Below are 18,769 nucleotides of genomic sequence, written 5' to 3'. Positions count from 1 at the left end.
ATTCCGCTATGCCTGAAAAGCGCACGTGTTCATTTATGAATCCCGAATGCCGAGTTTCAGGCATTTTGTGATTCATCGTCGAAATATGGTGGCCGAGCGCAGTCGAAATGCCCGCTTCTTGCATGGGAAAGAACGGGCTTCGGCGACGCTCGGCCACCTTAAGCAGATACTTTTCGTAACACCGCCACAGATTTTATGATGTCATGAAACGACCGATTTGATGATTTCGAATGCCTTGTCGCAGTCCTCTTCCGTGATGATGAGCGGCGGAATCATTCTGATTGTGTGCGCGCCGATTGCGGTGATGAGAAGATGCTTTTCAAGGCATTTGTGCTTCACGTCAACGCCGCTGATTGTGTCGTCGAATTCAACGCCCACAAGAAGCCCCTGATGGCGGACTTCCTTTATGTGCGGGAGCGTCCCAAGCTTTGCGGAGAAGTAGTCGCCCATTTTTTTCGCGTTTCCTGCCAAATCCCTGTCCAAAAGCTCGTTGACTTCCGCGAGGGCGGCGGCGCAGCTTACGGGATGTCCGCCGAATGTCGTTCCGTGGCTTCCCAGCGTGAACGCTTTTGCGACTTCCGCGCGTGCGCAGATTGCGCCAATCGGCATTCCGCCGCCGAGTGCTTTCGCCATCGAGACGATATCGGGCTTGATTCCGTAGTTCATGAAGCTCATAACAGCTCCCGTCCTGCACCAGCCTGTCTGGACTTCGTCAATCAGAAGAAGCATTCCTTTCTCGTCGCAGAATTTGCGGAGTCCCTGCATGAATTCCATTGTGGCAGGATGGACGCCGCCTTCTCCCTGCACCGGCTCGACCATGATTGCGATTGTGTTCTCGGTGCATGCGTTTTTGAATGCCTCAAGGTCGTTGTACGGAGCGTAGGAAAATCCGTATGTCATCGGGCCGAATCCCACCTGGCAGCCGTTTCCCGGCTGACCTGTCGCGCTCATCGCTCCGAATGTTCGTCCGTGAAAGCCCATTTTCGCCGTTACGATGTGGTATTTGTTCGGGCCGTATTTTTCGATTCCGTATTTTCGCGCCATCTTGATCATGGCTTCGTTCGCTTCCGTTCCCGAGTTCTGATAGAAGATTTTGTCCATTCCGATTGTCGTGCAGACTTTTTCCGCGAGAAGTGCCTGCGGAATTGTGTAAGGGTAGTTGAACGTGTGCATGATGTCCTGCACCTGGTCGATTACGGCATCCACGACTTTCTTGTTGCAGTTGCCCGCGCTGTTCACCGCGATTCCTGCATAGAAATCAAGGTACGCTTCACCTTTCTCGTCGTACACATACTGGTCTTTTGCCGTCTCCGCAAGAAAATCGAAGCGTTCGTAAGTTTCAATCATGTATTTTGAAACCTTGTCCTTGATGTCCTGAGCTGTCAATCCTGTGTCTTTGAGTTTCATATTTTTTCTCCCTATTGTTTGATTATTTGTTGTCAGCTGATTTGTGTTTTTCAGATTAAGCCTTTCAGTTCAAGCAGATGCTTCACCATATCGACGCAGCCTTCGATTCCGACTTTCTCGCTGTTGAGCGTGATGTCGTAGTTCACCGGGTTCGTCCAGTAATTTCCGCCCGTGTAGTATTCGTAATAGTCGGCGCGGAATTTGTCTGTCTGCGTGATTGTCGCCGCCGCGACTTCCTCGGTCACGCCCATCTTTTCCATGGTGCGCTTCAGGCAGAATGCCCTCGGTGCCTCGATGTACACGCTCACGACCCTCGGGTTCCCGCGTAGGACGTAATCCGCGCATTTTCCGACGATTACGCAGCTTTCGGTTTCCGCGAGGTTTTCGATAATCTTGCTCTGGTATTCGAAGAGCTTGTCGTCGCTCACGAATTTCTCGTTCCGTGCGATGTAGCTTTTCGCTTTCGGAAGCCCGCGCAAAAAACTTGCGAATCCGCCTTTGTTCCTGATTTTCTCATCGACTTCGCGGAAAATTTCCTCGTCAAGGCCGCTCATCTGGCTTGCGAGCGTGAGGATTCTGTTCTCGTAACAGTGGATTCCAAGCTCCTTCGCAAGCTTCGATGCGATTTCCTTTCCGCCAGTTCCGAATCCGCGTGCGAATGTCACCACAAAATGTTCCTGTTCATTTCCTGTTTCTGCCATTTTTCACCCCTTTTTTTAGCCTTCCAGATACCGCTTGAGGAATTCCCTCGACCTCGGATTCGACGGGTTCGAGAAGAACTTTGCCGGAGGCGCGTCTTCCGCGACATATCCCTGATCCATGAAGATTGTCCGCGTGCTTACGTCCCGTGCAAAACCCATTTCGTGAGTCACAATCACCATCGTAAGTCCCGTCTTCGCAAGTTCCTTCATCGTGCTCAGAACTTCGCCCACCATTTCCGGGTCGAGCGCGGATGTCGGCTCGTCAAAAAGAAGGACTTCTGGATTCATGCACAAACTTCTTGCGATTGCGACGCGCTGCTTCTGACCGCCGCTCAGCTGCGCAGGCTTTGCGTTTATGTAAGGAGCCATTCCGACTTCCTTTAGGTGCTTGATTGCGCGCTGGAACGATTCTTCCTTTGAAAGATGAAGCACTTTTCTCGTGCAGAGCATACAGTTCTCAAGGACAGTGTAGTTGTTGAAAAGATTGAACGACTGGAAGCACATTCCCACTTTTGAGCGGAACGTGTTTATGTCCTTCTGAACGTCGCGGACTTCCTTTCCGTGGAACAGGACTTTGCCTGATGTCTGCCGCTCAAGCTTGTTGATGCAACGGAGCAATGTCGATTTTCCGCTTCCCGACGAGCCGAGAATGCAGATGATTTCCCCTTTCTCGATGTCTATGTCGATTTTCCGAAGAACCTCATGCTTCCCGAACGATTTGCTCAAATCCTTGATTTCGATTATTTTCTCCGCCATTTTTCCTCCTCCTGATTGGTCTTCGCTATTCTTCGTCGCTCATCATCAGTCATCATCGTTGAGGTATTCGACTGCGAGGACGTAATCTGCCTTGTCAGCCATTCTCTTTTCCATGAAGTTGAATAGCTTGTTGAAGATGAAGCACAGGACGAAATAGATTGCCGCGATTACAAGGTACGACTCGAAGTATTTGTAGTAGTTTCCGCCCACAGTCTTTGCCGCCATGAAAAGCTCTTTTACGGCGATGACATTCAGAACGGAAGTCATTTTCAGGTTCGTAAGGAACATGTTTGCCATTTCGGGGATGATGTTCTTGAACGCCTGCGGAAGAACGACATAAATCATCGTCTTTATCGGGCTCATTCCCATCGCCCATGCGCCTTCCCTCTGTCCTTTGTCGATTGAGCCGATTCCGCCGCGGACTGTCTCCGCCATGTACGCGCCCGTGTTCAGAACCGTGACGAGGATTCCTGCGAAAACCGCCGTCATGTGCGCGCCCACGCTCGTCTGCCGCAAGCCGTAATAGATAATCATCGCCTGGACAATCATCGGGGTGTCGCGGAAGATTTCGACGTAGACTGTCGTGATGCCTTTCATGCAGCGCATGAATGTCTTTTTCACCGGATTGTCGTGCTGGCTGATTTCGGAATCCTGAACTACGCCAATCAGGAATCCGAGGACGAATCCCAGAATCGTGCCGACAACGGCAATGTAGAGCGTAATCAATGTTCCTTCTATGAACATATCCGAGTATTTCTGAGCCAGAAAGAATACCCAGCCGAATGTGTTTGTAGGGCTTGTTTCCATTTTTTCTCCGAAAACAGGCAGGAATCATTTTTTCGATTGTCGTTTGATTTTTTTTCTGGATGATTCCTGCCGAAACTTTTTAGTTTGCCGCAGGCTGCTGCGTGATTGATTTTTCCATCAGAGCGTCCATCTTTGCCTTGTCGTTCCAGCCAAGCTCGTCCATCGCCTTCTGGAGCTTGTCGCGGAGTTTCGTGTCGTCCTTGCGTGTCGCGATGCAGACATTCACCATAGGTCCGTCGCCAACGAAGCCGTCAGCCTTGTCGAGCTGGATGATTTTCAAGCCCTTGTTCGTCATAAGCGCGCTCTGCGCAGTCGGAAGGTCAACGATTGCAACGTCGGCAACTCCGTTCGACACCGCCATGAAGCATTCGGAAGTCGTCTCGAAGTTTCCCGATTTTATGCCGCCAGGAATCTGCTCAAGAAGCGGAATCCAGCCGGTTCCAAGCTGAGTCGTAACGCGTGCGTCTTTTCCTGCCATGTCGCTCAATCCCTTTACGTCCGCAAAAGCTCCGTCCGCCTTCACGACGATGCAGTTGTCGCGGTAGTAGTACGGAGTGGTGAACGAATAAGCAAGCTCGCGCTCAGGAGTTTTTCCCATGCCGGCGATGATGCAGTCGTAGTCTCCTACGTCCATGCTGATTCCGATCGAAGACCATTCGCTTTTGTGAATCTCCAGATCCATTCCGAGATGGTCGGCGAGCATTTTCGCGACTGCAACGTCGTAGCCGTATGCGTAGTATTTCTCGCTGAATATCGGGATTGCCGGCGTTCCGTCCTGTGTCTTGTCCGAAGTCTGCGTCCAGTTGAACGGAGCGTACGCGCATTCCATTCCGACCCTGAGAACCGGCTTTGAAGATGCCGTATTTTTATCTTTACAACCCGTGAAAGCCACCGTCGAAACAAGAGCCAATGCCAATGCCGTTCTTCCTGCAAATTCTGCAATTCTTGATTTTTTCATTTTCTCACCTCGCTAAAAATTGATGTTCGCATAAAAAAAGACGCTTCGGACTTTTTCCAAAGCGTCTTTGCTTTTGATGTTTATAATCTACCAATCTGCAAAAATCATTTCATTGTTCATTCTGCACAACCAAAATGTGCAAATTAGACAAACATCATTTTCTTCACATAAATGCAGTTCAGGATATCAAGGAATTCGATTGAGTCGTCAAGCGAAAAGCCGAGCAGTTCCTCGATTTTGTTCAGCCTGTACTGCATCGAATTCCTATGGATGAACAAATCGTCTGCCGTCGCGGAAACAGAAAATCCGTTCAGGTAATACGCCCAGCACGTTTCCACGAGGTCTGTTCCGTTCGCGTGGTCGTAGGCTTCAAGGGGGAGCAGCTTTTCCGTGCAGTAGTCGAAAATCTCCGCCTGGTTTCCGCTGCTGAACATGAATTTGTACAGGCCGAGAACGCTCGCGCTTATCACTTTCCTGTTGCGTGAATGCGGAAGGTAGTCCTTTTTCGGAATGAGATTCTTTGCCTGCTGGTAGCTTTTTGACAAATCGGCAGGATTCGAGCAGACCGGCCCCAGAATGCACGTGCTTCGGATGTTCCCCTTGAAACGCGGAAGCTCGTCCAGATTCTTGAGGACTTTCTCGATTTCTCTTTCCGCGGATTTGTCCTGCTTCTCCTCAAAAAGAAGAACGAATTTGTTGAGGAATTTCATGAAAAGCGGACGGCATTCCATGTTCTCTACGTCGCGGTTCAGGCAGTTCGCGTAATATTCATAATTGTGCTCGTCAGTCTCAAGGTTCACGCCGTATGTTCTGTCAACGACGATGATTCCGACCCTGTACGGCTTTGAAAAATCGAGGCTGAACTGCGCGGAAATCTTTTCCACATAACGCTCGTTGATGTCGTACCCGAAAAGCAAGTTGTAAAGATAATCGCCCGTCTTCTTTATTTTGATTTCATCTGCAAGAAGTATTTTTCCGATGCTCTGGTCGATGTCCACAAAGCTCGCGCCTTCCCACCTGACGTAAAACAGCGGAATGTTCACCTCGTCCGCCCATTCCACAAGCTCCGCCGGCAATGTTTCCCTGTCTTCCATTACGGAAACGCCAAGCCCGCTTATTCCAAGCTCGTAAAGCTCGTGCGCGGAATCGACTGCTTCCTTCATGTCGAACCGCACGTAATCGACGACGATGAGCGCGAAATTCCCGCGGCTCATGTGGTCCGCATACGGGCGCGTCTGGCAGAGGTACGTCCACGAAACGCCCCTGTCCAATCCCTTTTCGCCCGCCACCAGCTCCACTCCGTCAAGATTGAGTTTCAGAATATCCTTGCACGTTATCATTTTCTTCCTTTTCGTTTTTCATAAAAAAAACGCCTGCCCCAAAAAAGCATTCCCGAAGGATTCTTTTTGGAACAAGCGTCTTTGCGTCGTCCCGCTAATTTAAACGGTACTTTTGATGATGGCAAGTGGATGTATTTTGAATGAAGAAAGCCGGCTGAATGAAGACTTTGCGTTTTTCCGAAGCTCGTTCTGCTATTCTGCCGTTTCTGTTTTGTGCCAGTTTTCTTTGAATGTGCTGATGTTCGCTTTCAAAAATCTTTTCCAGAAGACGATTTGGGCAATGCAAAGAGATGCGAAAAAGGGAATGACAGCCGCTCAAACAGATTTTTCATAAAAATCTTTCCCCCGTTTTTCAAAAGAAAGCGCAGTACATTACGAACGCGAAGAATTCGAGCGGAAAACCGGCAAAGAACGCGATTTTTCCGGGAAGGGGAAAGGTTTTTCCGCGGATTTTGCAGATTATCCACGAGACGAGCGTGATAACGGAGAAAAGCGGGATGAAGACGACCCAAGAGAACCAGAAGAACACAAAGAAAAATTCCCGCGCAAAACTCTGTTGCCGCCACACAGTTTCCGAGACAAACGCGAACACGGCGCAGACGAGGGCCACGACAAAAAGGAATGCGGCATGCGCCAGTCCCAGTTTCAAAAATCCGCCTTTCATTTCTCTCCCCGAAAACAAAATATCAGTTTTTATCCCTTTTCGCCACAATTGCCGAAAAAGAGGGGAGGGCGATTGAAAAAAATCGCCGTCGGAAACATAATGAAACCTGTTCGGAAACACGCGTTTTTGGAACAGGAAGCCTTGAAATCGTCATTAAAAAAAGGGGAAATGTAAATGTCAGGTAAAAAAGATGAGAATGCAAAACGGAAGCTGCGGAGGCTGTTCTTCGGCGCGCTCATGCCGCTTCTTCTCGTTACGTTCGTTTCGGGGTTCGTGTTCCTCGCGGTGTCGAAAATTCAGACGAACCGGTTCGTCATCAGCGAGTCTAAAGGCGCAATCGCGGAGCTGAACGGGAAAATCACGGATTATATTGCGCCTGCCCTCATAAACATCAACGATTTCGTCATTCTTTTCCGCACCTCCCAGGAGAAGGACGTCCTCGACGCGCTCGTGCACGGGTTCGCGGAAAACATCACGTATTCCCTTTCCTTTTATTTTGCCACGGCGGAATCGCGATTCGAGCCGGACGGATTCTACGTCGATTCATCCGACTGGACGCCGCCCGATGACTGGGTTCCGCAGAAACGCCCCTGGTTCATAGAAAGCCGGAACAATGACGGTTTCTGCTACGAAAGCCCGTACATAGACGATATGACCGGAGGGCTGTGCGTGAGCTTGTCGCACAAAGTCAAGGATGCCGACGGAAAATTTGCGGGTGTCGTTGCCGTCGACCTTCTGATGAAGGATTTGGCGGACATGGTTTCGTCCGTCTCGGTGTCGGAGCACGGAAAGATATATCTCCTACTTTCCGACGGGACGTACCTTACGAACGAGGACGAGTCGAAGGTCACCAAGGCGAATTATTTTGCGGATTCGCCGTTTTCCGCCTCGGAATACCTCGACGGGAACCTCCATGCCCTCATTTCCGACGGACGGTATTTTGCGTCGGGGAGAATCGGCGCGACTCCGTGGTATATTGTCGTCGAGGGACCGATTACTGATTTTTCCGGCGCGACGATGCGGAAAATCATCCTGTTCGTTCTCATCCTGTTCGTGTTCAGCATTTTTGCCTCCGTCCTCAATGTTTCGATGATAAAAGGAATGAGAAAGGGCGAGAAAGGAATCGGAAAGCAGATTTACGACGAAACGCAGAACCTCGCCGTGTCCGCACAGGAGAACGCGAGCACGGCGCAGGAGCAGAGCGCTGCCGTCAAGGAAATCGTCGCGACGATGGAGGACTGCGCGCTGCTGAGCGAGGACATATCGACGAAAATTACCGACGTCTCGTCGCTCGCGCTCAAAACAAACGGCGACATCGCGGAGGGCGTCGACCTTATCGAGGGAAACGTGTCGCAGCTCCACAAAATTGCCGAGGCAAACACGATGACAATCGAGGGAATTCGGGAGCTCGGCGAGAAAATCACGAACATCTGGGACATCGTCACTCTCATCAATTCCGTCGCGGACCAGGCGAAGATTATCGCTTTCAATGCCGAGCTTGAGGCGTCGAGCGCGGGTGAGGCGGGAAAGAATTTCCATATTGTCGCGACAGAAATCCGCCGCCTTGCAGACGGAATCATCGACGGGACGAAGGAAATCAAAAGCAAAATCGGCGAAATCGAGAAAAGCTCCGACACGCTCATCATCATGAGCGAAAGCGGCACCGCCGAAATCGCGGGAGGCGTCGAGCGGGCGAACATGCTGGAAGACAAATTCGCGAGCATGAAAAACGCGAGCGAAATCACCGCGGAGCGCGCCGAGAAAATAACCGCAATCATAAAGCAGCAGACTTCCGCGACAGAGCAGATTCTCATGACGCTGAAGCAAATTTCAGCCGGCGTCGAAAATTTCTCGCAGGCAACGAACAAAATATCGAGCGCCTCGCAGGCTCTGAAGAACATCGCCGAAGGTTTGAGCTGAACGCACTTTCAAAAAGCGAATTTTTGTATGCAGTCGAGATGCTGAAGCAAGTTCAGCATGACGTGATGAATTGTCATTCCGAACTTGTTTCGGAATCTTTTTTCGGCATTTTCAAAAATATTCTTGCTCAAATGTGATTTTTGATTTTACAAAACTGTGGTGAACGACTTCAAGAGAGCGCAAATCAAGCGCGGTGAGCCAAAAATCTTCGATTGCGCTGACGCTGCTTTCGCCAGAATTGCCCATTCCGATAAAAACAAGATACGGCTTTGAGTCTTTTTCAACGATGTCGAATCCCCACTGGACGCTCGGAAGCGCAAAAAGTTCTTTTTCGTCCTCAAAAGATTTTCCGCTTGTTTTGAAAACTTCCCGCTCTCTTTTGAAGATTTTTATCGTGTAATTCGACGGAAGGCGCGCAACGGAAGTCCAGTAAAGTTCTGCAACGATTTTTTTGTCTTCGATTTCGCGCTCGATTTTTTGCACGTGGTCGCCAGAGATGCCCAAAAACGAATAGTCGAACGCTGCCATTTGCTCGATTTTCTCAGCGCTAATCCATTGCTGTTGCTCATCTGTCAAATCGTAGCTGTAGCGGGAATGCGCAGAGGCGATTTTTCTCCACGCTTTTTCCTTTGCGCTGAAGGAAAGCAGGTTGTATGAAGAAAGGCGCTTTGTGTCAAAGTCGCGCTCGATTTCAAGGAAAAGCGTCTCTTTTTTGTTCTGCACGGGAAAGACCATGCCGCACTCGCCTTTTGCGCCGTTCGCCGAAAAATAAATCGTCCACTTCTTCGCTTTTTTGTCAAAGCGGAAAATGCGAAAATACGCAAAGCCGCCGCTTCCTTCAAGGTTCATCATCGAAAGCATTTTGTCTTTTATGCCGTCAAGGTGAATCGGCGTGCAATAAAGGTTTTGCTTTTTGGTGAGCTCGACGAAATCGGGGTGGAACTCCTCTTTTTCGCTGTGCGGCGCGTCGATTGTGTTGTAATTCAATTCGTTTTCAAAATCCGCGTATGTTGTGTATTCGCTTTTTTTGACGACTTCAGCAAAATGCAGCACGTTCGGCACGAGCGACTTTGCAGACAAAGACGAAAGCGCAAGCACAAAAAGCAGTGCAAAAAATATCTTTTTCATTTTTCCTCCGTTTTTTGCCAAATCTCTAAAACCGTATGTTCGCAAGGGAAAATTCGATTTTGTATCCTGCAAGTTTCTCGAATTCCGCATTCACCTTTTTGTAATCAAAATACCAGGTGTGAATCTTGATTTTTTCTTTTCCGCGATGATTTGAAATCTTCCATATAAATTCTTGTGCGCCCCACTTTGGATAGCACATGCCCATTTTGATTTTTGTTTCTGCCGAAATTTCGATTTTGTGATGAAAGAAAAACCAGTTTTGATAATCCAAAAGATTTCCGGAAATTGTGATTTTCTTTCCCAACGGAACAAACAAAAAAATGAAGCCCAAAAGCAAATCACACGCAAGAAAAATTGAAGAAAAATGTTCTCTCAGAAGCAAAAAAAATGCTACAAGAAAAAATATTCCGCTGAGGACATAAAAAATATTCGTGAAGCTTTTCAGTTTTGCCCGTATGATGGTTTTGTTTCGGTCCATTTTTCCTCCGTCTGTTCGCCCGCAATTTCGCGGATTACATTTTGCAAAAATCAGTCGAAATAACTCACTTCTGCTGATTTATAATTTCCGTTGTCATCAAAATAAATACAAAGCTCCCAGCCGCTTATAAAGCCGTCCGCTTTCAAAAAATACGAAATCTCTTTTTCCAGAACGCGCTCTTCCAATGCAGGACGACCGAGCAAAGACAGAACTTCGTTTTTGTTAGGCTTTTCCGCGTCCAGCTTGGCGATAAGCGAAGTCGTCATTTGGTAGCGGCGTTTGCCTTTCTGCCATTTTTGCGCGTCGAAGTCAATTTGTTTTTGGCACGCGGCAAAAATCACGCAACACAAGAATGATGAAATCAAAATCAGCTTTTTCATTTTTCCACCCGTAACGTTTTGTATTGGATTGTCAAAAGAGCTTTTGATGAGCGCCCGTGCTTTTGCTTTTCGTAATAAAAAAACACCAGCGAAAAATATTTTTTCCCAAACTCAGAATAAATGTCCTCGTAGCCGTATTCTTGAGCAATCACATTTTTGTTTAAGCGCGAAATATGCCCATTCTGCTTGACGGAGTTGAACGAAACAATTTTTCCGCCGTCAAAAATCAGCCTCGCCGCCTCACCCGATTGAGCCAAATTCAAATCAAAAATCACTTTGTTTCGTTCTTCGATTATTTTGAACTTTGAATCGTGCAGTTTGTCATAAATCTTCAAAAACTCACTTTCGGATTTTATCCGCTCAAAATATTCAGCCAAATCTTTTTGAAAACGCTCATCGCCAAAATCAAGAAAATAATGCCGCAGTTTTTTGGATTTTCTGATGTTGCCGTGAGTTAAAAGCAAGTTCTTCATTTTTCCACCCTTTTCAACGCCTTTTTGATTTTCATGCTCATAAGCGGCAGTACGTTTTCTTTTACAAAATAAATCCATTCGTCATCGCCCGAAGCAAGAACGGCTTTGAGGTACGGAACTACTTTTTTGTCGTCAAAAATCATTTTGCTCAAAGCAACTTTTGCCACTGGCCAGTTCATATCCATAAAACATTCCAAAAGTCCCGCATAAAGTTCAGAATTTGTCCGAAGCTCCAGCTCCGTGATTTTCTCGATTGAAGCAACGTCGAATTTGTCGCGGCACAGGATAAAATGAAAATTCGCGTTGTCGAGAAGCTTGTATTTTTTTAGTGGCTCGTCCGCATCCAAAAGCGGGCGGTTGATTTTGAGTGCGGTTTTGATTAAGCCAAGCAGCGCATTTTTGTCTTTCATGCCACCCCGCACGATTTTCAAAAACGATTTTGAGCGCTCTTTGCCGAGCGGATTTGAATCGCCGGGAACTGAATAGCAGCCGAAGCCGTCGAACGAAATGCGCAAAAGATAAATCAGCCCGCACTTTTTTGCAAAATCCACAAAAACGCTTCCGTAAAAAAGCGAAAAGCAAAAATCGCTCGGTCGGGATTCTGGCATTTTGCAGAGGCAAATCTCGCAGTTGTTAAGAAGCTCCTCAAAATCAGAATTCATCTTTGTCCAACATTGGCGCGACAACGGAAAAAGCTGCTGCTCGATTTTAGAACGTTCTGCTTCAGAGCAAATGTTCTGCAACGATTCAAAAATCCCAGATTGGACAAGGTTCTTTTTGTTTTCATCGTCTCCCGCCTCAAAAAGCAAATCTTCTATAAAATGAAGATATTTTTTAATCGGCTCGTTTTCTCTGATTTTCTGCGTTATGAATTGTGCAAAATCACCTGCGGTAAAGAAATCCGCCCAAGCAAAATCTCGTTTTTCAAAGTCGAATTCAGGAAAGTGTTCTGTAATTGAATCGTAAAGATTTTTCATTTTTCCGAATCTTCCCGCAACCGATAGTTCGTGCTTCTTCCGCCGGCGGTCGGCTCTTTTTCGAGCACTCCTTTTTCTATCAAATCCGCGATGTCGCGAAGGGCGGTGTCAGAGGAACATTTTGCGATTTTTGCCCACTTTGATGAATTGAGAACACCGAACCAGTTTCCGTCGGTGAGTTTTTCGAGCATGAGAGTCTGACGCGGGTTGAGTTGAACACCGCAGAGCCTATTGCGGAACGAGTATTTTTTGAGGACATTTTCTGTTTCTATGCAGCTTTCATCGAGGGCTTTTTGCAGACACTCCAAAAACCAGATAAGCCACTCTGTAATGTCGGGCGAGCCGTGCTGGGTGCGTTCCAGAACATCGTAGTAATTTTTTTTGTCGAGCGAAATCTGATTCGACATGCTGTAAAAACGAAGATTCGTTCGGTCGCTCCGGCAAAGCATCATGTCCGAAATAGTGCGCGCGATTCGGCCGTTTCCGTCTTCAAACGGATGAAGCGTAACGAACCACAAATGAGCAATCGCCACGTTTACAAGCGAATCCCCTGATTTTGATTCATCGTTGAGCCAGTTCAAGAAAAAATGCATTTCTTCTGGGATTTTTTCGGCAGCCGGGGCTTCATAATGAACTTTTTCCATTCCGATTGCGCCTGAAACAACCTGCATTGCTCCCGACCGATACTGCGCCACCTCGATTTTATTCATTCCGCTGTAGCCAGTCGGAAATAGGCAGGCGTGCCATGAGAAAAGCCGTTCTTTCGTAAGCGGATTTTTGTAATTCTGCGTGGCATCGAGCATCATTTCGACCACAGCATCAACATTTCTGTCCGTGTTGACTGCGATTTGCTTTTTAAGCCCCAAGCGGCGGGCAATTGAAGAGCGGACCTGTTCTTTATTGAGAAGGAATCCTTCTATTTCGCTGGATTTTATGACATCAGCGGAAATACTTTCAAGAATTTTGTCTTCTTTTTGAGAAAGCCCCAATGCTTCCATTTTTGAAAGCAGCTTTCCCTGTGAAATATGGCAACATTCCAAAAGCCCGGAGATTTTTTGAGAATCATAAGTAAAATGCTGCCAATTTTCGTACTCGTAGATATACATAGCCGCATTCTAAAAGATTATGCGGAGATTAGCAATTTATTCACCGCATTTTTTGCGGTGAATAAAGATTTATTTACCGCAGAGAAACTGAGTCCTGCACCTCCTAATAGCGTTTACATTTTTCGGACATTTCATCAAAAAAATCTTCGATGGCAAAGCAAAAATGGCTGTAGGTAATCTGCACGGGAATTTTTTTCTCGGCAAAAAACAGGTACTTTTTCCCATGTTTTGATTCTTTAACGTTACATGATATTTCATTCCACGGAAAGAACTGTTTTGTCTTCAAATCCGTGATTCCAGCGGCGTTGAATAAATTTGAGCGAAAAATTGAGCCACTATAAAATCCATTTTTCTTGATATTTTCCACATCCTGCAAGATTGTGTTGCCGCACTGCCTGCGCAAAATTTCGCGCATCCGGGACACGAACTTTTCTTGACAAAAAATCGCTTTGACTTCTTTTTCTTCCCCAGAAAGTATCAAAACGTTCGTATCCCGCTCGCTTTTTACCCGAAAATCCTTAATCTCAGAAATCAGAATACTTTTCTTTTTAAAAAAAGCGATGATGTCTACCGTAATTTTATCCCCATCAATTTCGACTTTTCTGAAAAAAACAAAAAGCGATAAAATGAACATAAGAATAAACACTGTCGTAATGAAGACCGAGCTGCCATCAAAATTTTCATCGCGAGTGAAATAGAAAAAAGCCCAAGCAGGAAATCCGAGCAAGAGAAGTACCAGAACTTTTGAATAGACAGGATAACAATTGTAGTTTTCTTTCATTTTTCCACCTTCTTGGCAAAAAATCTTCGCAAACGCAGTTCCTCGTTTTCGCTCATATATTTCAATGCTTCCTCGTCAAAATATTTTATGTGGTACGGATAAATGTCTTTCAGCTCGCCGTCGATGTATTGCAGGCAGAAAATGATGTTTCCGGAAACCAGCTCTTCAAGAAAATCAAGATACGAAAGCTCTATGTAAAAGCCGTCCTTGTTGAAAAAATAAAAACCGTCATGGCAATGCCAGGCACCGCTAAAAGTGATTCGGTTGTCATTCTCCGAGGGACAGTTGAACACATACATGCGCACGTCGTCAAAAAGCCTGACAGAAAGCATTCCGTCATCTTCCTCAATTTCTAAATCATAATCGCTCAAAAAACTTTTTATCAAATCAAAATCGTATATCATTTGTTTTTCACCAGCAAAAAACGGATTTATTCATCGCTAACGCGGATTCTTAGTTAAATTCCGCAGTGCATTATGCACTTGTCTTCAACCTTTGCTTTTGTGAACAAGTTAATGAGAGATTGCAATTTTTTCAGCATTTTTTCTTTGCTGATTTTTAGCATCTCGTAATGTCCGTCTTCATAATACCCTGCGGCATTTGGCGTTTCTGAATATTCAGTAATGTACTCCCCTTTTAGATGAATTTCATCAGGCGCAAATGTGAAAATTCCCAAAAGATGTTCAAGAAATTTAATAATATCGCTCAATTTTTCATTAGGAATTTTTGTAACGCCATAATAGCACAAGCCTTCTACATCGTCGTTTTTGCACGGATTGTGCATCGTGAAAAAGCTTATAAAATCCGCAAAATATGAAATATAATCGTCATGAACGGAAACATACTCAAATGTATCCTTGTTTTCAAAAAAATCCGATGTCAGATTAGTCCAGTTCGATTTATTCAAATCACCAACAATTACAAATTCGTGGTTTAAGCTCATTTTTCCTCCGTTTTTATCTGTAACCACTACAAATATCTTCCTGCCAGCTGCGCAATTTTGCCGACGAGTTTGTATGAGATTATTTTACACAAAAAATCAGTGAATTTTCCGTATTTACGATAAAACAAGTTGAATGTAAGATAAGCGGCTCTTTGTTCCTTGCAGTCAGGAAGCCGCTTCAAGATATTTTTGAGGCTGTAGACGTTGCGGTAAATCCAAAGATAGCCCTCGTACAATTCTTCTGCGCTCATGTTTTTCGGCTTGAAAACAACGTGCGCCGTGTTGTATTTTGAAAAATCCGTCGATGTGATTCTGTCCGCTTTTTTCAGTTCCTCGTAAACTTTCGTTCTGGGATAAGGCGTGAGAATATGCGAGGTCACGGTTTCGATTTTGTTTTTTACAATCCAGTCCAGCGTCGTTTTGAATGTTTCCGTGCTGTCGCCGTCAAGCCCGAATACAAAACTTCCGTGAATCATAATTCCGCGCCTGTGGATTTCTGAAATCGCGTTCTCATAGTTTTTGATGTTGTTCTGGACTTTATGCACGTTTGAAATGGACGAAGGATTTATGCTCTCAAATCCGATGAAAAGACTTTTGCAGCCAGCTTCTTTCATCAAATCCAAAAGCTCGCCGTCGTTCGCAACATTTATTGAAACAGCGGCATTCCACTTGATTTTTAATGGCTTCAGCTCTTCAAGGAATTTTCTTGTCCATGCAGGATTCCCGATAAAATTGTCATCGATGAACATTATGTGCCGCAAATTTATTTTCTTTATGTCTGCAAGAACATCATCAATGTTTCGGTTTATGTATTTGTGATTTTTTGAGCTGTTATAGCAAAAATCACAACGAAAAGGACAGCCCCTGCTTGTATGAACGATGTTCGTGTATAAATATTTGGATTTTTTTACAAAATCATAAGCCGGGGAAACTATGTCGTCCGCGCCGAAATTTTCTTTGCAATGGTAGATTTTCTTTAGACTGTGAGATTGCGCGTCTTTTATGATTTCTGGCCAAGTTCCTTCCGCATCCCCGATGCAGAGTGAATCAAACGCGTCTTGCGGAATAAAATCTGGCGCGCTCGTTATCTGAATTCCTCCCGCAACGACTGGAATCCCCTTTTCCCTGAACTTCCTGCTGATTTCTATCGCGCGGTTCAGAACATCAACCGTAACCGAAATGCCGACCAAATCAGGCTTGTCGTCAAAATTGATTTTTTCGATATTTTCATTTTCAAGAACAACTTTGTGATTGTCTTTTAGAATACTGACGATTGTAAGAAGCCCCAAAGGCGGTGCCATTCTGGCTTTTAAGTCCGTGTCCATCGGTCGTCGCAGCATTTTGGGCTGAATGAGTTTCACATACATTTTTTCCTCCGTTTGTCATGCTGAACAATTTTTCAGCATCTGTGTTTGCTGAGCGAAGTCGAAGCATGGATTCCGAAACGAGTTCGCCAATGACAGGTGGTTTCAACAGGCTCAACCTCAACAAAAGCCTGAAATCCTTACCGTAAGGATTCTGGCTTTTTTAAAATTTGGGCAATCCTTATAATAAGGAACGATGACTTTTTGAAAAACCGCGAATCCTCAAAATAAGGAAAGCCGACTTTTGCAAGGGCAGTTTTCCTCAAAACAAGGATTTCTGTCTTTCTGCAAATCTGCACTTCCTTAAAATAAGGAACGCTGATTTTGGAAATTCCCACTTTCCTTATGGTAAGGAAAGCCCTAATACACCCAGCCGATTTCTTCAAAAGTGTCGTAATCAAAAAGCAGAACGTTGTGCAACGCCGAAACATTGTGCTTTCCGACGCGGACTCTTCTGTCAAACTTTTCGATTTCCGCGCCGTCAGAGCAATTTACGACAAGTGCAGGCTGACTTTGTGCAAAAGAAAATCCACAATATTCAGATGCTCGATTCCGTCGTGGCTTAAATCAATTCTGTCCAAAGAAAGCACATATTTCGGAGAAGCGTCCGTAATCTTGTCGTATGCACCGAATTCTCGCTTTATCGTCTCCTCGGTCGCAAGAAGATATGCGACTTGAATAAAGCATTTTTTGTTTTCTTTGACCGCCACAAAATCAATCTCTCCTTTATACGTTTTTCCAGTAAAAACCGTGAAGCCCTGAATCAAAAGCTCATTGTAAATTATGTTCTCCAGAAAAAAAGTGTCCTCGTAATTTATTGTGTTCGTGTTCAGCGTGCGAAGACCTGTGTCTGTTGCGTAAAACTTATCAGATGTATCAAGCGCGGTTTTTCCGACAATGTTGTATTTTTTGCACGAATGAAGAAGATACGCTTTTTGAAGTTTTTCAAGATAATTGTAAATCGTGCGTGCGCTCACAGATTTTTTGTTTTTCTGAGAATAATAACGCGCGATGTTCTCGGCTGAAAATTCTTTGCCCGCATTTGACATTATGTAAAGCGAAATGTCCTTGAACGCCTGCCTGTCGATTTTGCTCGATTTTTTGATGATGTCGCGGTTTATGATATTTGAGTACAAATTATCCAAAAATCTCTTTATTGAATTTTCTTCCTTAAAGCTGAACCGCAGTGGAAATCCGCCCCATTTGATGTAATCTTTAATGAATTCGTTAGGTTCACATTCAATTTTGTTCAGAGCCAGAAAATCAACGGATTCCTTAAAACTGAACGGAAAAATCTCAAACTCAACGGTACGCCCGGTCAAAAGAGTTGCAAGCTCGCCCGAAAGCATTGTGGAATCGCTGCCAGTCACGAAAATGGAGCAATTGAATTTTGAGCGCAGAGATGCAAGCAATTTTTCAAAATTCTCGATGTGCTGAATCTCATCAAGGAAAATATAGTATTTGTCATCGTCAACTATGTGGCTTTTGATTTCCGCGTGAAGCTCATTTGCGTCGGTAATAAACGAATAATCCAAATCCTCAAAATTTATGCTAATAATGTGAGAACCTTTGCCGCCACGCGAAAGAATCTCATCTTTTATAGTTTCCATCAAAACCGATTTTCCCGAACGCCGAGCGCCTGTTATGACTTTTATGAGGTCAACATCGTAATAAGGACGAATAAGTTTTAGATAATCCTCGCGAATAAGTTCCATATTTGCAAAAACTCCTTAAATATTCAGTTTTGTGCAAGAATAAACATTTTTATTTTCATAAAATAACACTTTCAAAGATATATTGCAAGAATAATGATGTATATTTTCAAAAATACAAAAACGATATTAAAAAGCAAATACGCAAACACAATTTTTGCAAAATTATTTTCAATATCCAGTTTTCCTGCGGTTGCTGAGCGAAGTCGAAGCATAGACCCTGAAACAAGTTCAGGGTGACGGGTAATTTTCATTTTTCCTCCGTCTGCTCGCTCAAATATCCGTATCCTTGGTAAAGCGCATTTGCGGTTTGAAAAAAATACTGAAAGTTTTGCGAATACAAGTTAGCGACGCAGAAAATACCGTTCGATTCGGTGTATGTGCCGTCAATATCATAGATTCTGCATTTTCCGTCGCTGAAAAATATAAACTTCGCTTTGCTGAATCTGCTTGTTCCCCACGCGCTGGCAAGTTTACGAGCCTTTAAAACAGCCCGAACGAACACGACGGAATCATCGTACATAAACCACGCTTTTTTTTCTGGGATATAGACAAGCACTCCGCACATTTCATCGCCGTCTACTTTTACGCGCCCTGTTTTTCCGTCGTAATAAAAGGCTTTGTCATCACCTGCCTTTTCGTACATTATCCCAAAGGTATTTTCTTCGCTTTCCTTGCAAAATTCCAAAGAGAATTCCTGATAAATTCCCGCAGATTCCGAAGTGAACACGAACCGCTCTTCCGTGCACGGGCCTCTGTTCATCACAAGAACCGTTCCCGCGCTGATTTTTTCCTTGATTTCAAAATCTTCTGCAAACAACGGAGCAAGAAGTGCAAGCAAAATCATGTTAAAAGTGCAAATCAATGCAAAAGT

Annotated in this window: 20 protein-coding genes and 1 pseudogene; 1 reads left to right on the top strand and 20 read right to left on the bottom strand. The window is 45.2% G+C overall.

The genetic code is table 11. From position 1 onward, the window contains the following. Positions 1-201: 201 nt before the first annotated feature. The 7 genes from TRESADRAFT_RS09605 to TRESADRAFT_RS09575 all read right to left on the bottom strand — a co-directional run bounded on the left by TRESADRAFT_RS09605 (position 202) and on the right by TRESADRAFT_RS09575 (position 6,633). A complete protein-coding gene (locus TRESADRAFT_RS09605; protein WP_002705204.1) occupies positions 202-1,407 on the bottom strand; it encodes an aspartate aminotransferase family protein in 1,206 nt (401 codons plus the stop codon). Between the two features lie 50 nt (positions 1,408-1,457). Then, entirely contained in the window at positions 1,458-2,108 is a 651-nt protein-coding gene (locus tag TRESADRAFT_RS09600; protein ID WP_040842820.1) for a cytidylate kinase-like family protein, read from the bottom strand. Positions 2,109-2,123: 15 nt separating this feature from the next. Continuing rightward, positions 2,124-2,864, bottom strand: a complete 741-nt coding sequence (locus TRESADRAFT_RS09595; RefSeq protein ID WP_002705202.1) for an amino acid ABC transporter ATP-binding protein — start codon at positions 2,862-2,864, stop codon at positions 2,124-2,126. A 45-nt stretch (positions 2,865-2,909) separates the two neighbouring features. Continuing rightward, positions 2,910-3,671, bottom strand: a complete 762-nt coding sequence (locus TRESADRAFT_RS09590; RefSeq protein WP_002705199.1) for an amino acid ABC transporter permease — start codon at positions 3,669-3,671, stop codon at positions 2,910-2,912. A 79-nt stretch (positions 3,672-3,750) separates the two neighbouring features. Next, positions 3,751-4,629, bottom strand: coding sequence for a transporter substrate-binding domain-containing protein (locus tag TRESADRAFT_RS09585; RefSeq protein ID WP_002705197.1), 879 nt, complete (start codon positions 4,627-4,629; stop codon positions 3,751-3,753). 143 nt (positions 4,630-4,772) lie between these two features. After that, positions 4,773-5,969, bottom strand: a complete 1,197-nt coding sequence (locus TRESADRAFT_RS09580) for a helix-turn-helix domain-containing protein (protein ID WP_002705195.1) — start codon at positions 5,967-5,969, stop codon at positions 4,773-4,775. Between the two features lie 352 nt (positions 5,970-6,321). After that, positions 6,322-6,633 carry a hypothetical protein gene (locus tag TRESADRAFT_RS09575; protein WP_002705193.1) on the bottom strand — a complete coding sequence of 104 codons (312 nt, stop codon included), beginning with the start codon at positions 6,631-6,633 and terminating at the stop codon, positions 6,322-6,324. Between the two features lie 174 nt (positions 6,634-6,807). On the opposite strand from TRESADRAFT_RS09575, the gene TRESADRAFT_RS15235 reads away from it, so the two are divergent. Further along, positions 6,808-8,553, top strand: a complete 1,746-nt coding sequence (locus TRESADRAFT_RS15235; protein WP_002705191.1) for a methyl-accepting chemotaxis protein — start codon at positions 6,808-6,810, stop codon at positions 8,551-8,553. 111 nt (positions 8,554-8,664) lie between these two features. Here TRESADRAFT_RS15235 and TRESADRAFT_RS09565 read toward each other — a convergent pair whose 3' ends face one another. From TRESADRAFT_RS09565 to TRESADRAFT_RS09500, 13 genes and pseudogenes are all read right to left on the bottom strand, one after another. Further along, positions 8,665-9,681 (bottom strand): hypothetical protein, encoded by a 1,017-nt coding sequence (locus TRESADRAFT_RS09565; protein ID WP_002705178.1) that lies wholly within the window; start codon positions 9,679-9,681, stop codon positions 8,665-8,667. A 528-nt stretch (positions 9,682-10,209) separates the two neighbouring features. Continuing rightward, positions 10,210-10,539 carry a hypothetical protein gene (locus tag TRESADRAFT_RS09555; protein ID WP_002705176.1) on the bottom strand — a complete coding sequence of 110 codons (330 nt, stop codon included), beginning with the start codon at positions 10,537-10,539 and terminating at the stop codon, positions 10,210-10,212. Continuing rightward, positions 10,536-11,012: a hypothetical protein gene (locus TRESADRAFT_RS09550; RefSeq protein WP_002705174.1), complete on the bottom strand. Its 477-nt coding sequence runs from the start codon at positions 11,010-11,012 to the stop codon at positions 10,536-10,538. The genes TRESADRAFT_RS09555 and TRESADRAFT_RS09550 overlap by 4 nt, the downstream gene beginning before the upstream one ends. Continuing rightward, on the bottom strand, positions 11,009-11,563 hold the full coding sequence (locus TRESADRAFT_RS16275) for a DUF5071 domain-containing protein (RefSeq protein WP_159100057.1): 555 nt from the start codon (positions 11,561-11,563) through the stop codon (positions 11,009-11,011). The genes TRESADRAFT_RS09550 and TRESADRAFT_RS16275 overlap by 4 nt, the downstream gene beginning before the upstream one ends. A gap of 123 nt (positions 11,564-11,686) precedes the next feature. Further along, a pseudogene (locus TRESADRAFT_RS16830) lies at positions 11,687-11,989 on the bottom strand (DUF7674 family protein); the annotation flags it as partial. Continuing rightward, positions 11,986-13,095 (bottom strand): Fic family protein, encoded by a 1,110-nt coding sequence (locus TRESADRAFT_RS09540; protein WP_002705171.1) that lies wholly within the window; start codon positions 13,093-13,095, stop codon positions 11,986-11,988. The gene TRESADRAFT_RS09540 and the pseudogene TRESADRAFT_RS16830, both read right to left, overlap by 4 nt. 103 nt (positions 13,096-13,198) lie before the next feature. After that, positions 13,199-13,876, bottom strand: a complete 678-nt coding sequence (locus TRESADRAFT_RS09535) for a hypothetical protein (RefSeq protein WP_002705170.1) — start codon at positions 13,874-13,876, stop codon at positions 13,199-13,201. Beyond that, the gene (locus TRESADRAFT_RS09530) at positions 13,873-14,280 is read right to left on the bottom strand and encodes a hypothetical protein (protein ID WP_002705169.1); all 408 of its coding nucleotides are present in this window, start codon (positions 14,278-14,280) and stop codon (positions 13,873-13,875) included. Before TRESADRAFT_RS09530 ends, TRESADRAFT_RS09535 begins: the two co-directional genes overlap by 4 nt. A 53-nt stretch (positions 14,281-14,333) precedes the next feature. After that, complete coding sequence (locus tag TRESADRAFT_RS09525) at positions 14,334-14,846, bottom strand: hypothetical protein (protein ID WP_141607311.1); 513 nt, start codon at positions 14,844-14,846, stop codon at positions 14,334-14,336. Next, entirely contained in the window at positions 14,846-16,186 is a 1,341-nt protein-coding gene (locus tag TRESADRAFT_RS09520; protein ID WP_002705165.1) for a B12-binding domain-containing radical SAM protein, read from the bottom strand. The genes TRESADRAFT_RS09525 and TRESADRAFT_RS09520 overlap by 1 nt, the downstream gene beginning before the upstream one ends. 488 nt (positions 16,187-16,674) lie before the next feature. Beyond that, on the bottom strand, positions 16,675-17,898 hold the full coding sequence (locus TRESADRAFT_RS09510; RefSeq protein WP_002705163.1) for an ATP-binding protein: 1,224 nt from the start codon (positions 17,896-17,898) through the stop codon (positions 16,675-16,677). 71 nt (positions 17,899-17,969) lie between these two features. Further along, entirely contained in the window at positions 17,970-18,149 is a 180-nt protein-coding gene (locus tag TRESADRAFT_RS09505; RefSeq protein WP_040842816.1) for a hypothetical protein, read from the bottom strand. Continuing rightward, positions 18,146-18,742, bottom strand: coding sequence for a hypothetical protein (locus TRESADRAFT_RS09500; protein WP_141607309.1), 597 nt, complete (start codon positions 18,740-18,742; stop codon positions 18,146-18,148). Before TRESADRAFT_RS09500 ends, TRESADRAFT_RS09505 begins: the two co-directional genes overlap by 4 nt. Between the last annotated feature and the right edge of the window lie 27 nt (positions 18,743-18,769).

It is taken from the genome of Treponema saccharophilum DSM 2985 (assembly GCF_000255555.1).
GTDB classification, from domain to species: Bacteria; Spirochaetota; Spirochaetia; order Treponematales; family Treponemataceae; genus Treponema_D; species Treponema_D saccharophilum.
This window is presented reverse-complemented; position numbering and strand designations above follow the sequence as displayed.

Bases quoted from the DNA above. Each gene is read 5' to 3' on its own strand.
- TRESADRAFT_RS09605 (WP_002705204.1), bottom strand. From the start codon at position 1,407: ATGAAACTCAAAGACACAGGATTGACAGCTCAGGACATCAAGGACAAG.
- TRESADRAFT_RS09600 (WP_040842820.1), bottom strand. From the start codon at position 2,108: ATGGCAGAAACAGGAAATGAACAGGAACATTTTGTGGTGACATTCGCA.
- TRESADRAFT_RS09595 (WP_002705202.1), bottom strand. From the start codon at position 2,864: ATGGCGGAGAAAATAATCGAAATCAAGGATTTGAGCAAATCGTTCGGG.
- TRESADRAFT_RS09590 (WP_002705199.1), bottom strand. From the start codon at position 3,671: ATGGAAACAAGCCCTACAAACACATTCGGCTGGGTATTCTTTCTGGCT.
- TRESADRAFT_RS09585 (WP_002705197.1), bottom strand. From the start codon at position 4,629: ATGAAAAAATCAAGAATTGCAGAATTTGCAGGAAGAACGGCATTGGCA.
- TRESADRAFT_RS09580 (WP_002705195.1), bottom strand. From the start codon at position 5,969: ATGATAACGTGCAAGGATATTCTGAAACTCAATCTTGACGGAGTGGAG.
- TRESADRAFT_RS09575 (WP_002705193.1), bottom strand. From the start codon at position 6,633: ATGAAAGGCGGATTTTTGAAACTGGGACTGGCGCATGCCGCATTCCTT.
- TRESADRAFT_RS15235 (WP_002705191.1), top strand. From the start codon at position 6,808: ATGTCAGGTAAAAAAGATGAGAATGCAAAACGGAAGCTGCGGAGGCTG.
- TRESADRAFT_RS09565 (WP_002705178.1), bottom strand. From the start codon at position 9,681: ATGAAAAAGATATTTTTTGCACTGCTTTTTGTGCTTGCGCTTTCGTCT.
- TRESADRAFT_RS09555 (WP_002705176.1), bottom strand. From the start codon at position 10,539: ATGAAAAAGCTGATTTTGATTTCATCATTCTTGTGTTGCGTGATTTTT.
- TRESADRAFT_RS09550 (WP_002705174.1), bottom strand. From the start codon at position 11,012: ATGAAGAACTTGCTTTTAACTCACGGCAACATCAGAAAATCCAAAAAA.
- TRESADRAFT_RS09540 (WP_002705171.1), bottom strand. From the start codon at position 13,095: ATGTATATCTACGAGTACGAAAATTGGCAGCATTTTACTTATGATTCT.
- TRESADRAFT_RS09535 (WP_002705170.1), bottom strand. From the start codon at position 13,876: ATGAAAGAAAACTACAATTGTTATCCTGTCTATTCAAAAGTTCTGGTA.
- TRESADRAFT_RS09530 (WP_002705169.1), bottom strand. From the start codon at position 14,280: ATGATATACGATTTTGATTTGATAAAAAGTTTTTTGAGCGATTATGAT.
- TRESADRAFT_RS09520 (WP_002705165.1), bottom strand. From the start codon at position 16,186: ATGTATGTGAAACTCATTCAGCCCAAAATGCTGCGACGACCGATGGAC.
- TRESADRAFT_RS09510 (WP_002705163.1), bottom strand. From the start codon at position 17,898: ATGGAACTTATTCGCGAGGATTATCTAAAACTTATTCGTCCTTATTAC.
- TRESADRAFT_RS09505 (WP_040842816.1), bottom strand. From the start codon at position 18,149: ATGAAAATTACCCGTCACCCTGAACTTGTTTCAGGGTCTATGCTTCGA.
- TRESADRAFT_RS09500 (WP_141607309.1), bottom strand. From the start codon at position 18,742: ATGATTTTGCTTGCACTTCTTGCTCCGTTGTTTGCAGAAGATTTTGAA.